Source organism: Belnapia moabensis DSM 16746, assembly GCF_000745835.1.
GTDB classification, from domain to species: domain Bacteria; phylum Pseudomonadota; class Alphaproteobacteria; order Acetobacterales; family Acetobacteraceae; genus Belnapia; species Belnapia moabensis.
Map to the genome: position 1 here is coordinate 4,773 of NZ_KN050760.1, position 12,776 is coordinate 17,548.

Annotated in this window: 11 protein-coding genes and 2 pseudogenes; 7 read left to right on the top strand and 6 right to left on the bottom strand. The window is 64.9% G+C overall.

The genetic code is table 11. From position 1 onward, the window contains the following. Positions 1 to 191, bottom strand: a 191-nt coding sequence (locus EP26_RS34525; RefSeq protein WP_157034033.1) for a transposase, incomplete at its 3' end; no start/stop codon positions are given. Between the two features lie 58 nt (positions 192 to 249). Then, a pseudogene (locus tag EP26_RS36110) lies at positions 250 to 414 on the bottom strand (transposase); the annotation flags it as partial. A 39-nt stretch (positions 415 to 453) separates the two neighbouring features. On the opposite strand from EP26_RS36110, the pseudogene EP26_RS34530 reads away from it, so the two are divergent. From EP26_RS34530 to EP26_RS38020, 4 genes and pseudogenes are all read left to right on the top strand, one after another. Beyond that, positions 454 to 591 (top strand): annotated as a pseudogene (locus tag EP26_RS34530) (transposase); the annotation flags it as partial. A 785-nt stretch (positions 592 to 1,376) separates the two neighbouring features. Next, positions 1,377 to 3,263, top strand: a complete 1,887-nt coding sequence (locus tag EP26_RS31385) for a peroxidase family protein (RefSeq protein WP_043345745.1) — start codon at positions 1,377 to 1,379, stop codon at positions 3,261 to 3,263. Positions 3,264 to 3,340: 77 nt separating this feature from the next. Further along, on the top strand, positions 3,341 to 3,901 hold the full coding sequence (locus tag EP26_RS38015; protein ID WP_157034032.1) for a transposase: 561 nt from the start codon (positions 3,341 to 3,343) through the stop codon (positions 3,899 to 3,901). Further along, on the top strand, positions 3,808 to 4,185 hold the full coding sequence (locus tag EP26_RS38020) for a transposase (protein WP_157034034.1): 378 nt from the start codon (positions 3,808 to 3,810) through the stop codon (positions 4,183 to 4,185). The genes EP26_RS38015 and EP26_RS38020 overlap by 94 nt, the downstream gene beginning before the upstream one ends. A gap of 353 nt (positions 4,186 to 4,538) precedes the next feature. On the opposite strand, the gene EP26_RS31395 is transcribed toward EP26_RS38020, so the two are convergent. The 4 genes from EP26_RS31395 to EP26_RS31410 form a co-directional block, all read right to left on the bottom strand. Further along, entirely contained in the window at positions 4,539 to 5,378 is an 840-nt protein-coding gene (locus tag EP26_RS31395; RefSeq protein ID WP_052389937.1) for a hypothetical protein, read from the bottom strand. A gap of 238 nt (positions 5,379 to 5,616) precedes the next feature. Further along, positions 5,617 to 6,309 carry an HAD family hydrolase gene (locus EP26_RS31400; RefSeq protein WP_052389938.1) on the bottom strand — a complete coding sequence of 231 codons (693 nt, stop codon included), beginning with the start codon at positions 6,307 to 6,309 and terminating at the stop codon, positions 5,617 to 5,619. 7 nt (positions 6,310 to 6,316) lie between these two features. After that, positions 6,317 to 7,750, bottom strand: a complete 1,434-nt coding sequence (locus EP26_RS31405; protein ID WP_169747580.1) for a mannitol dehydrogenase family protein — start codon at positions 7,748 to 7,750, stop codon at positions 6,317 to 6,319. A gap of 903 nt (positions 7,751 to 8,653) precedes the next feature. After that, the gene (locus EP26_RS31410) at positions 8,654 to 10,270 is read right to left on the bottom strand and encodes an alpha-amylase family glycosyl hydrolase (RefSeq protein WP_043345748.1); all 1,617 of its coding nucleotides are present in this window, start codon (positions 10,268 to 10,270) and stop codon (positions 8,654 to 8,656) included. Between the two features lie 244 nt (positions 10,271 to 10,514). Between EP26_RS31410 and EP26_RS31415 the strand changes: the two genes are divergently transcribed. From EP26_RS31415 to EP26_RS31425, 3 genes are all read left to right on the top strand, one after another. Beyond that, a complete protein-coding gene (locus EP26_RS31415) occupies positions 10,515 to 11,486 on the top strand; it encodes a TIGR03885 family FMN-dependent LLM class oxidoreductase (protein ID WP_043345750.1) in 972 nt (323 codons plus the stop codon). 13 nt (positions 11,487 to 11,499) lie between these two features. Further along, entirely contained in the window at positions 11,500 to 12,381 is an 882-nt protein-coding gene (locus EP26_RS31420) for an SMP-30/gluconolactonase/LRE family protein (RefSeq protein ID WP_052389940.1), read from the top strand. A 179-nt stretch (positions 12,382 to 12,560) separates the two neighbouring features. After that, a partial coding sequence (locus EP26_RS31425; protein WP_043345753.1) for a helix-turn-helix domain-containing protein occupies positions 12,561 to 12,776 on the top strand: 216 nt, incomplete at its 3' end.

Below are 12,776 nucleotides of genomic sequence, written 5' to 3' on the forward strand. Positions count from 1 at the left end.
GTCGGCGCCGGCGCGCCGCTCTCTGTCGCTGTGCGGCCCTCTGCCCAGCGCAGCCAAGTCCGCACCAGCCGGTCCGGCAAGCCAAGCTCGGCCGCCACCGCCGAAACCGAGCGGCCACCACGGATTGCGGCCACCGCTTCGAGCTTGAACGCCTCCGGAAACAACCGGCGCTGTTTGTTGCTCTCCGCCATCGACACCTCTCAGGCCCTTCAGCCTATCTGGGGTGTCCGCGAGAGCGGGGCAGGGCCAAATGGCGATGTTGACCTGAGCCTCGCGCAGGAGCCGGCGGTCGTGCACGACGCCGAGCAGGAAGCCTGCGAGCATCAGCCGCACCGCCACCTCGGGGTCAATGCCAGGTCGTCCCGCGCCGTCGGCGGCGTAAAGGTGACGCACCTCTGCGCGCAGCCAGGATAAGAGCGTCTAACGAAACCTGGTTTGGCGCGTTTTGGGGGCATGAGCAGGCCTCTTGTCCCTGATGCGCTGTGGGCGGTGGTGGAGCCGCTGCTGCCGCCTGAGCCGCCAAAGCCGAAGGGCGGTCGGCCTCGTCTGCCCGACCGCGCGGCCCTGACCGGCATCCTCTTCGTCCTACGCCCATGTGTTCACGACATCCATCCTGCAGGCGAGGGAGGTGATTGGCTGACCAGGTCGCTGCCAACTTGGGCTGGCCGCTCAAGCTTGAGGGCTGCAAAAGAAGTCGACTGTCAGTTATAATATGGCCCACGTGGGACAAGTTAACCCTACCAACCGGCGCTCGCTCCTGCCCGGCACGCGCTAATGCCGCAGTCGACCCCACAGCGGACTCCGGACGCGCTGCGGCGGGTTTAAGAGCTAGGCCGTGTTCTGGAATACGACGCCGAGCCAGCTCAGACCAAGGTAGTTCTCGTAGCCTGACGTGCGGTGCCACGCGACGACGCGCGCTGCCGCCGGGTCCCGCGCGAAGCCAGCGGCGTCGCCCTCCGCGCCGGCGCGCGGCGGGCGGCCGCTCGGCTTGGTGACCTAGATTACGGCCGACCAGAGCTGCGGCGTGATAAGCTTGGTCCGACCGTAATTGGAAGGACGAAATCCATGCCCGGTGTCCTCGGCCGCGCTGCTGCCGGCCTTCTGCGCTCGCAACGCTGGCTCGTCCGCGGGTTGAGCCGCGTACCTCCCATCCGGCGTGCCCTGTCAGGGATTGTGATTAACGTTACTTCCTCCGCCTGCCCGCCGCGCCCGCACGCCTTCTCCCTTTGAACCCCGCCGGGCGGCGCGGCGTCCGACCCGCCTGCCTGGGCCGCGCGCGGCTTCGTGCGCTTCGGCGTCCCGGAAGCGCCTGACCCGACAACCGACGCCAAGATCGCGGAGTGCGCGGCGGAGGTGCGGTCGCAGACCATGCCGGCATGGTTCTCGCTCATCGACCGCCCCTTCACTGGCCGCCACCTGCCCCCGAGTGGGGACCGATCGCTGCCGCCACTCCGCGAAGTGGTCGCGCTCTTCATGCGGCCCGAAGGGGAAAGAATGCGGCCGAGCCCCTAAACTCACTGCTGCTCTGCTTCTTCGCGCAATGGTTCACCGACAGCTTCCTCCGTACCGAGCATACGGACCTGCGGCGCAACACAGCGAGCCAGGAGATCGACTTCTGCCAGATCTACGGGCTCGACGAGGCGACGGCGCGCGCCCTGCGCGAGGGGCGCGGCGGACGCCTGCGCTCACGGCGCACGCCGACAGGCGAGTACCCTGCGCTGCTCTTCGGCCCGGATGGGCGAGTCCACCCCGACTTTGCCGGCCTCGATTACGCTCGGCCCGGCCCGAACGGCACGCCCGCCATCATCGAGAGCGTCATCGCCATGGGCCTCGGCGGCGTCGACCCAGCGGAGCAGGCCGAGCGGCGCGCCGGCATCTACGCGACCGGGCTCGAGCGTGGCAGCACCAACGCGGGCTATGCCGCCGTCAGCACCCTCTTCCTACGCGAGCACAACCGCCTTGCGGGCGCCATCGAGCGCACGAATCCCGGATGGTCGGACGACCGGATATTCGAGGCGGCGCGCAACACCGTCATCGCCATCGGCCTCAAGCTCGTTGTCGAGGAGTACATCGTCCAGCTGGCGCAGACGCCCATCCCACTCCTGCTCGACCCCACACTCGCCCCCAAGCGCGCCTGGTATCGCACCAACCGCATCGCGCTGGAGTTCAACCTGCTGTACCGCTGGCACTCGATGGTGCCGGACGAGGTCAGGCTGCCGGGCGGCGAGGCGCCCTTCGACGCGCTGAGCTTCAACAACGTGCTACTGGAGCGGACGGGGCTGGAGGCCTTGATCACCGCCCTCTCCATCCTACCTGCGGGCGAGATCGGGATGCGCGACGTGCCGCGCTTCCTGTGGAACGCGGAGATGGCGGCCCACGCACACTCCCGCCGCTTTGCGCTCGCCCCCATGAACGACCACCGGGCGCACTTCGGCCTCGACAAGCTCAATAGCTTTGACACGCTCGAGCCGGACTCGGGGACGCGCGACGCGCTCCGCCAGCTTTATCGAAATAACATCGATGCGGTGGAGTTCCTCCCCGGGCTCTTTGCCGAGGGGGACCGGGAAGACACGTCGTTCGGCTCCCTCCTTCTCCGCATGGTGGGCTATGACGCCTTCACCCAAGCGCTCACCAATCCCCACCTCGCGCCGCAGGTTTTTAAAGAGGGCACCTTCTCCAAGATCGGCTGGGCGGCGATCCACGAGACGCGCACGCTCGACGACATCTTCCGGCGGAACACCGACGCGCGCCCGCACCACCGGGCGACGCTGGACCACCGCGCGCCCCCGCCCGCGCGCTTGACCGCGACGCAGTCCGTGGACGCGGCACCGAACCCCGATCCGAGGTACCCTGTTCAGCTGAGGATTAGAGCTGACATGCGGGGAGTGATGGCCGCAGCATTGAGCATGGCGCTGGCGACCTCGCCCGCTTCGGCCGAGCGCATCGCCCAGGTAGTTGACGGCGACACCGTCGTGATGGCCACCGATGAGAAGGTACGGCTCATGCACTTCGATGCGCCGGAGATGCGCGGCAAGTGCCCGCGGGAGCGCGATTTGGCGCGGCAGGCCACGGCGCTCCTGCAGGGCCTGGTGGCCTCCGGGCTGGAGCTGGAGAGGCATGGTCGAAACCGCTACGGTCGTACGCTGGCGGCGGCGAAGACGCCAGCCGGAGGGGATGTAGCGGCGACCCTCATCCGGGCGGGCCTGGCTCATGCTTACGAGGGCCGGGAACCCCGTGGCGGATGGTGCATACTTGGCCGCTAGGAGACCTGTGCGCGGATAGCGCTGGGCGTCGTGGCTTGGCTCTGATTCGCTGTAGGTGATCAGCGACGGAGGCTCGCATGGCGCGTCGTTGGATTGGCCAGGACACGCTGGTGTTCAGCTCTGCAGGTGCTGCACGTCAGTCGGCTTTGGACAAGCTGCTGGAGCTGATCGATTGGACGCCGGTCGAGTACCACCTGCGAGGTATCTCCTGTGCTGCGAAGGGTGAGCCGGCCTGGCCGTCCTTGGCCTTGTTCAAGGCCCTGCTGATCGCGGTCTGGCACGACTTGTCCGACGTGTGGCTGGCCGAAGCGCTTGATGATCGCGCCTCGTTCCGGCGCTTTTGCGGCTTCTCGACCCACGAGCCGACACCCGAGCGGACCGCCTTTGTACGGCTGCGGGCTCAACTCGTTGCCCGCGGCCTCGACCAGATGCTGTTCGGGGCGGTGACAGGCCAACTCCGGGCCAAGGCAATCACCGTCAAGACCGGTACCCTGGCCGACGCCACCGTGATCGCCTCGGCCAGCCATGCCGATCCAGAGGCGGGCTGGGCTGGCCACCAGCGGCGCAAAGCGATCCCAGCTTCAAGGCCCATGTCGGCGCCGATACCGATACCGCTCTGGTCGAGGCGCTCTGCGTGACGCCGGGAAATGTGCACGACGGCCGAGCCGGCGGCGGTGCCTTGCCCGAGGCACCCGGTGAGGTCTACGCCGACAGCGCCTACCGTGGCCCCATCTTTGGCGCGGCGGTCGCCGCCCGCGGTGGCACACCCCGCATCGTGCAGACCGGCACGTGGGGCCGCCCTGGTGATGACACGCTGCGCAAGCTCCACCGCTGGAACTACGCCATCCATCGTGTCCGCTGCCGCATCGAGAAGATCTTCGGCACCTGGAAGCGCAGCTACGGACTGCGCCGCGTGCGATGACGAGGGCTGGCCAAGGCAACCCTGCAGGTCCATCTCACTGCCATCGCCTACAATCTCCGCCGCTCACTTACACTGCTCACCAACCCAGCGGCATGAGCTGAGCAGCAGCCCCACGCAGGCCATCCGGTACCGCTGTTGATCAGCCGATTTCAGCGGTCGCAATCAACCATGCAGCGCGCCTCAAGCCTTATCTGCGCATAGGTCTCCTAGGTCCGTCCAGAGCGAGATCATGGACGCCATTCTCCAGCACGAGGTCGCAAGACGACGTGCAAGGCGGGCTGAGGAACAGCTGTGCGTCGACGACCACTTGAACAACGCCGAGCAGGTGCAAGACAGTGCAGCCCACAGGTTTCCTAGCCGGGAGACGTCGGAGAGCCCCCAACGCGGTAGGGCGTCCACTCAAATGACGGAACCTGATGCTCAACAATCCAGCGCATGACCTTCGGATCGCGTGGGAGCAAGTAGCGCCAGCCCTCGACCAGATCGACCAGCAACTCGTCGGCACCGATCTGCTTCTCCTTCAGGTCTGGGCCGATACCGGCAAAGGTCGCCATGCGCTGTCCGCATTCCTGGCTAGCAAGGATGCGGTCTGAATCCTCGTTCACGCGGCGACCGAGATCTACGTCTCTGAACTGACCTACCGGCCGCGTGTGAAGAACTGGAACGCCGTCAATGATACCGATGTCGTGATAATCGAGAAGCTTCGGCCAGACGGAATCGAGTCCCCAACCCCAGCCTGTCGTTGACAGGTCGAGGGTTGGAAGCAGTCGCTCCAGCGCCGCGCCACTGAAGCCAGGCATCATGATCTCTACGAAGCCGACACGCCGAGCAAAGAAGCTTCGGTTCCGCATGGTGCTGTAATGCGCATAGTGGGACGCTTCGTCCAGGCCCGGCGCGAAGAGCTGGAAGCGCAACGCCCGTGCCGCATCGAACATGGCGCTGATCGTGTCCTGGCTGGCGAGGATGTCGTCATCCGGCAGCCAAATGAAGTCGTAGTGCCGCCACCCATCCCAATCGTTCAGCAGCTGCCGCAAGCCCGTCCATTTGGGACCAGGGATGACGTCCCCTATGGTGCAGTCAACATCAGGCTGCGGAAGGAGCTCTTGAAATGGGCAAAGATAGAGGTCCCAGTTGCGCGGCTCGCCGGGATCGACCCAGCTGCGATGCAGCGAGTTGCGCCCAACACGCGCCAAAACCAAATTCCTAGCTATGGTCTTAACTCCTTCGGCAAGGTCGTAAACGCCGGCAATGCTTGTGGCGGCCCGCGTGTAAAACAGCCCGGCCCTACGGCCGCCCGCGAGGCGCCGTGACCCCGGTCAGGCCAACCAAGCCAGCGTTGATCTGTCCGAACTCAGCGCCGATACTCAGACCGGACGCTGAGCAAGGCGACCTCGACCTTCCGGCCACGGCCTGCATAATCCATGTTCAGGATTACGACTGAAGAATGAGCGGGCGCACCGCATGCAGGTCGGTGGCGATAAGGGCACATCTATCCCGCATCTCGTTTGTCGGTGGAAGCAGATCCGGCACCATGATTACAGTCGCACCGGCTGCATGGGCTGCACGTACGCCGTTATACGAGTCTTCGAGCGCCAGGCAGTGTTCTGCTCGCAGGCCGAGCTTCCGGGCTGCGTGCATGAACAGATCCGGATGCGGTTTGCCGCGAGCGACATCATCGCGGGTCACAACCACGTCGAACCGGTCCAGGATGCCTGTGCTACGGAGATGGCGTTCCGCCTTGACCCGGCTCGATGATGTCGCAACCGCCTTCGGCATCCCCAGCGCTTCGAGATGCGAGAGCAGGCAGCGCACGCCGGGCTTCAGCCGCAGCGCGCCGGCCTCGATCAAGGCATTCATGTGCCGGCTCGCCGCCGCCAGATATTCTTCAGCAGGAAACCCCGGATCGAAGTGATCCTGCACCAGGACAAGGCAATGGTCGGCAGGGACCCCGATCATCGCATGGCAGAAGCTCTCCGGTGCCGTGATCTCCATCTCGGCCGCAGCTTGCTCTAGGCCTTGCATTGCCAGGCTCTCGGTGTCGACCAGGAGGCCGTCCATGTCGAAGAGTACGCCTTCGACATACAGCGCTTCAACTGTGGCAGTATCTAAATCCTGGAATGTCATTGGCCGCTCACCTGAGATCCTGATTAGAGTCGGCTAGTAAGGCTGCGATGGCAGCACGGGGTCCTTTGCGCTGCAGATTGCCAACCGCCTGCGTCAGGTCGGTTCGGAAAGCCTCAACCCGTGGCAAGTAGCATCCGAATACATCCTCCATTTCAAGGGCGAGGGCGGTGAGGCGCTCCGCGTCGTTACCCGCTGCCGCGCCTAGCGCATGCATGCGTTCGATCAGCGGATCCTGGGTCTCGGCGGCGTGGCCGTGGCCAACGCGTTCTGATGCGCAGCAGATCCAGGCTGCAACGGCGAGAAGCGTACAGGGTGCCGAACGCCCGGCCTCTAGGTTCTCCTGCACCGAAGCGAGCAATCGTGGCTGTAGCTTCTCCGAACCATTGCGGCCCACCCGGCTCAGCTGGTGTGCAATGTCGGGATTGCGCCAGCGCTGCAGCAGCTGATGGGCATAAGCGTCGATGTCATGCCTGCTCGGCGGCAGCGTCGGCCGCTGCTCCGTCAACATGAAGCGCAGAGCGTAGGCGGCGAAGACCGGATCTTCCAAAAACTCTGCGACAGTTTGCAGCCCCGCCAACGACCCGAGATAGGCGATCGCCATATGGGTGCCGTTGAGCAACCGTAGCTTGGAGGCTTCCCAAGGAGTCACGTCTGGTACGAACTCCGCACCGGCCACTTCCCAGGCGGGACGCGGACCGGCGAAGTCCTCGATGACCCACTGGCGGAATGGCTCGGTGCAGACAGGCGCCGCGTCGAATACGCCAAGTGTCTCCGCGGCATCGGTCATGTCGGCCTCGGTCGTCGCCGGCGTGATGCGGTCCACCATCGAGCACGGAAACTGCACTGAACTGGCGATCCAGCCAGCGAGCTCGTCATCGAATAGCGCGGCATAATCGACCGCCGCCTGGCGCAGGACGCGACCGTTCCTTGGCAGGTTGTCGCAGGACATCACGACAGGAGGACGTCGTCCCGCCTTGTGGACCCTGGCCAGCCCACCCACGAGAATACCGAGTGCGCTGGTGGGCAAGGATGCATGTAGATCCCTTTGAATATCGGGATGATGGGCGGCGAGCCGCTCGGTCGCCGAATCCAAGCAGTAGCCCGAGGATGTCACGGTCAGCGTCACGAGGCGGATCGCCGGATCGGTGAACCGGGCCAACAGAGCAAATGGGTCGTCTTGCGCGAAGGCGATATCGCTGAGAGTGCCAATCACAGTAGCGCCGGCGCCGTGCGGACCACGCTCGAGCACTGTGTAGAGACCGTCCTGCGGCTGCAGGGCATCTCGCATGGTGGAATGCTGCAGGCTTGCGGAAACAATGCCCCATGCGGGCGGTGTGGCGGCTGGTTTGGCTTCGATTGCCCGCTGGGTAAAAACAGCCTGGTGAGCGCGGTGGAACGCCCCGCATCCAAGATGCAGAATTCCCGGGCGGAGTGCGGCCACGTCGAAGCCTGGACGGCGCACCGTACTCGGTAGTCCTCGCAGTGTCGCCAGCGACAGGCGCGGCAACGCGTTGGCCCGCCAGCTTGTGCCGGCGGAAGACTGAAGAGACGAGATTGTTAGGGGAGAAAGATGGACCATTTGCGAAGACCTCTCGGGTCTCCGTAAAAAAGAGCCCCATCAAGGCCATCTTAAGTTTTTTTGTAGAGCACAGTTCCGGGATGTTCCCGAGTCAATATTAGAATTTACAATGTGCGGTGTCGTACTTTGCGCCAGACAGACATTTTCACGGATCACATACTTCTGGATCGGCAGTATTCAGCGAGACAACGCAGCGACGGGTTGCGAGAGCTGTTCGCGGATAGCGCTTGAGGCGCTTTATGGCTGAGTGCAACCCTTGAGATCGGTTGATCAAAAGCGCTTCCGGATGGACTGCTTGGGAAGATTGCTCACCTCATGCGGCCGGGTTGTTGAGCAGTGGATGAGCAGTGAAGGTTTTAGACGGTGGCGGTGAGGCGAATCTGTAGGGTAGCTTTGGCCGATCCCAGCCATCGTATGCGGCGCAGTCCGTAGCTGCGCTTCCGGGTGCAGAAAAACTAACGATGCCCGGCCGTGGCCGCGGACAACGAACTGAACTCGCACCCGCACGAAGGCAGTCTGCTAGGGTGTCGGCTCATTGGCCGAGAAGCTGCAGAGGCGCCGAAACGACGCGCGATCACCAAGCGCCTAGGCAGGCCGCACATGGGACACATCATGCCAGACCGCAATCAGCATGGCTTTGAACAACGTCACGGGCGGCCAGGCCGGCTCCCCCTTTCACAGCACCCTTTCATCTCAGAGCGGTGGGCAATGCGATCTTCTGATCAGCATGCAAGCTTGTCCGCTATACGCCGACACAGGCGTCGCTCAAGCCTTGACTGGCAGCTCCACCACGACTCCCTCAGCGGGGCGAAGCGCTATCGCGCCCTGGATCGAGCTGCTCCTGTCGTCAAGGTAGCTGGACAGCAGTATCCTGGCCCCAAGTGCGAAACCCGGCAGCACCCGCTGGCCGTCGCCCAGGTTCAAGGCGATGCGCAATCGGCGGCCGGTCGCCTCGTCTCGACGTTCATAGGCCAGAACGTCAGGCGCATCGACCGCGACGGAGGCATAGGCCCCGACTGAGAGCGCCGGTTCGGCACGGCGCAGCCGGAGAAGTGCGCGGTAGAGCGTCAGCACTGACGACGCGTCGCCTTCCTGTGCCGCGACATTCACCGAGCGCCAGTCCCGCGGCAGCGGCAGCCAGGGTTCAACGGCGCCCGTAAAGCCGGCACCCGCTCCGGCATCCCACTGCATCGGCGTTCTTACCGGGTCGCGTCCGACGCCCAGCCCCGGCACGCGCCGCTCCCAGGGGTCCTGCACACGGTCCGGCGGGATCGGCACATCGGTCATGCCGATCTCCTCGCCCTGGTAGATCGTCGGCGTGCCGCGCAGGGTCAGTAGCAGCATGGCGGCAACTCGTGCCTGCGCCGGGCCCAGCCGGCTTGCAAGACGCGAGCGGTCGTGGTTGCCGAGCACCCAGTTCGGCCAGGCGCCTTGCGGCAGCGCCGCCTCGTAGCGCTCGACAAGGGCGGCGATCGCGCGCGCATCCCAAGGCGTGGAGAGCAGGTGAAAATTGAAGGGAAGATGGAAGCCCGTAAGCCCGGCCCCGTAATAGGCCATCAGCCGGTCGATTGGCAGATAGGCTTCGCCGATCAGTACGCGCTCGCCCGGGTAGGCATCGGCCACGCGGCGCATCGCGGCGATCGCCTCATGCACCTCCGCTTGGTCCATCGTATAGGCGCGGATCACGCGGCGCGCCGGCGATAGGCCTGGCCGCCAATCGGGGTTGGGAGGATTGTCGCGCAGGCCCTCATCCTCGAACAGGTGATGGATGGCATCGACGCGAAATCCATCCACACCACGGTCCAGCCAGAACCGCAGCACCTCGAGCATGGCGTCCTGCACCTGCGGGTTGCGCCAGTTCAGATCCGGTTGTTCCGGAAGATAGGCGTGGTACCAGTACTGACCCGTTGCCTGATCCAGCGTCCAGGCGGGGCCACCGAATTCGCTCAGCCAGTTGTTGGGCGGGCCGCCATCCGGCGCGGGATCGCGCCAGATGTACCAGTCGCGTCGGGCGCTGCTGCGGGAAGCGCGGCTTTCGAGGAACCACGGATGGCGGTCCGAGCTGTGGTTCGGTACGTAGTCGAGGATGACACGCAGGCCTCGCACATGTGCCGCCGCAACGAGGCGGTCGAAATTAGCAAGCGTCCCGAAGGCTGGATCGATGCCGGTGTAGTCCGCTACGTCATAGCCGAAATCCGCCATCGGCGAAGCAGTAATGGGCGAAATCCAGACCGCGTCCACGCCCAACGCAACGAGATGGTCGAGCCGCGCCAAAATCCCCAGCAAGTCGCCCACGCCGTCAGCGTTCGAGTCTTGGAAGGAGCGAGGATAGACCTGGTAGATCACCCCACTCTGCCACCAGGCATATCCCTTGGCCGCCATGGTCACGTGCAGCCGCGGGCCAGCGGCGAACTGTGGCCTCGCGCCAAGCACGCCGCCAAGCCGCCCTGCCGAACCGCCCGAGGCTTGCCTCTGAGGCGCAGGGCCATCATGCTGATCACGGCTACGTCCAATCTGGAGAGGAGCGCTTCGGCCATCGTATATTCTTCTCCATCGCCAGCCACCCGGCAACCAGGGCACGCGCCGCAAGTTCCCGTTCGGCGGCACGCACCGCGACGAGGTGACCATGGCTTCCTATCCCCGCATCGGCTTCCATGCCTCGCATGAACAGTTCCCGCCCTCCGAACTGTTTGCCCTCGCCGGCCACGCCGAAGGCGCCGGCTTCGATTGTGCCATGTCCTCTGACCATTTCCGCCCGTGGGGCACCGCGCAGGGGCATTCGGGCTATGCTTGGTCCTGGCTCGGTGCGGCGCTGGCATCAACCCGGCTGCCGATCGGCGTCATTTCGGCGCCAGGCTACCGCTACCATCCCGCCATCGTTGCCCAGGGCGCGGCGACGTTGGCGGAGATGTTCCCCGGCCGCTTTTGGCTGGCTCTCGGCAGCGGTCAGCGCTTGAACGAGGACATCACCGGCCTCGCTTGGCCGGAGAAGGCCGAGCGCAATGCTCGTCTCCATGAATGTGCCGACATCATTCGCGCCCTGTTGGCCGGCGAGACAGTGACGCATCATGGCCGAGTCATCGTGGTAAACGCGAAGCTCTACAGCCGCCCAGTTCAGCCACCGCTGCTGCTTGGTGCCGCGGTAACGGAAGCAACGGCGGAGGCCGTGGGCGCCTGGGCGGACGGGCTCCTGACGGTATCAGCATCCCCCGATCAGTGCCGGAAAGTGATCCAGGCCTTCCGCCGAGGTGGCGGCGAGGGGAAACGTTTGGTCGTCCAGGTCGGGCTGAACTGGGCGCCGACTGAGGAGGAAGCGCTGGCCGGGGCGCATGAGCAGTGGCGGACCAATGTGCTGGGCGGCGACGTGAACTGGGAATTGCGCTTGCCCGAGGATTTCGATACCGCGACACGGTTTGTCCGGCCGGAGGATATGCGGGAGTCGGTTTGGATTTCCTCTGACCTCGGCTGGCACGCAGCCCGGATCGCGGAGCTTGCCGAACTTGGCTTCGACGAGATCCAGCTTCACCAGGTCGGTCGCAACCAGCAGGCATTCATTGATGCTTTCGGCGAACGCGTGCTGCCTGCGCTGCGCCGTTGAGGAGAGAGCTGAGATGGCCGGTATCGGTCCGGTTTTGGGACAGGCGCGCCTTGTCTGGGCGGCCGGTGCCCAGGTTGGAGAAGGCGCGCTTTGGGACGACCGGGCTGGCCGGTTCTGGTGGGTGGATATAACAGGCAGCTGCCTGCACCGGATGGACGAGGCCGGTGGCGACCGACGATCTTGGGATCTACCGCAGGAGCCAGGGTGCCTCGCGCTCACGGAGGATCCCGCTAGGATCGTCATTGGGCTACGGCCTGGGGTCTTCTGCTTCGAACCGGAGACGGGGCAGCTCGAGTTCCTGGCTGCGCCAGAAGGTCATTCCTCGCACCACCGCCTCAACGATGGAAAAGTGGATTCCTCCGGGCGCTTCTGGTTCGGCACTATGCACGTCGATGAGCAACCATCTGAAGGCGCCCTTCACATGTTGGACGGTCGCGGGCGGATGTCACGCATCGATGGGCCCTACACGGTCCCGAATGGCCCGGCTTTCTCTCCGGACGGCCACACCATGTACTGTGCCGACAGCCCGACCCGTATGATCTATTCCTTCCATTTGCGTCGCGGAGCTTCCGAGAAGCGCATATTTGTTCGTTTTGGCGACGACGATGGCTATCCCGATGGCATGGTGGTGGACGCCGAGGGATGTCTTTGGGTTGCCCATTGGGGTGGCGGCTGCGTCTCCCGCTTCGGCGCTGATGGGCGGCCTCTGGGCAGGATCGAGGTTTCTACGAAGAATGTCACAAGTTGTGCCTTCGGCAGCGCCGACATGCGCACGCTGTTCATCACCACAGCCGGTGGGTCGGGCGCTTCTGGAGAGAAAATTGCAGGCGGTGTCTTCACGGCCCGGACCGCGGTCGCCGGGCTGCTCTCGGGGCGGGCACGATTGGCGGGATAAACCGAGAGCCAAGTGCCTAACCCTGCCGCTGCTCTGGGTCGCCTAATGACGACAACGCTTGCCCTTGCTGGGTTAACCGACAGGGCATAATACCCGGCGTCTGAAGGTCTGCCTCTTGGGGCTTGATCCGACGCGGACGGACGTGATTCATCGGCTGGCATGGCATATGGGGATGGACCATGCCGGCACTGATGATCCGCGAAGACATGCCGCCTGGTGAGTTGCGTCGATTGGCGAAAGCGGAGCGAGATCTGCGGGAGGCGCGACGCCTGCTGGCGATTGCGGCGGCCCTTGAGGGTCTGAGCCGCGAGGTGGCGGCCCGCATTGTCGGCATGGCCCGGCAGACGCTGCGGGACTGGGTTATCCGCTACAACCGGGGCGGGCTGGCCGGGCTG

Excerpts from the sequence above, each read along its gene's own strand:
- EP26_RS31385 (WP_043345745.1), top strand. The coding sequence starts at position 1,377 with ATGGTTCTCGCTCATCGACCGCCCCTTCACTGGCCGCCACCTGCCCCC.
- EP26_RS38015 (WP_157034032.1), top strand. The coding sequence starts at position 3,341 with ATGGCGCGTCGTTGGATTGGCCAGGACACGCTGGTGTTCAGCTCTGCA.
- EP26_RS31400 (WP_052389938.1), bottom strand. The coding sequence starts at position 6,309 with ATGACATTCCAGGATTTAGATACTGCCACAGTTGAAGCGCTGTATGTC.
- EP26_RS31410 (WP_043345748.1), bottom strand. The coding sequence starts at position 10,270 with ATGGCGGCCAAGGGATATGCCTGGTGGCAGAGTGGGGTGATCTACCAG.
- EP26_RS31415 (WP_043345750.1), top strand. The coding sequence starts at position 10,515 with ATGGCTTCCTATCCCCGCATCGGCTTCCATGCCTCGCATGAACAGTTC.
- EP26_RS31420 (WP_052389940.1), top strand. The coding sequence starts at position 11,500 with ATGGCCGGTATCGGTCCGGTTTTGGGACAGGCGCGCCTTGTCTGGGCG.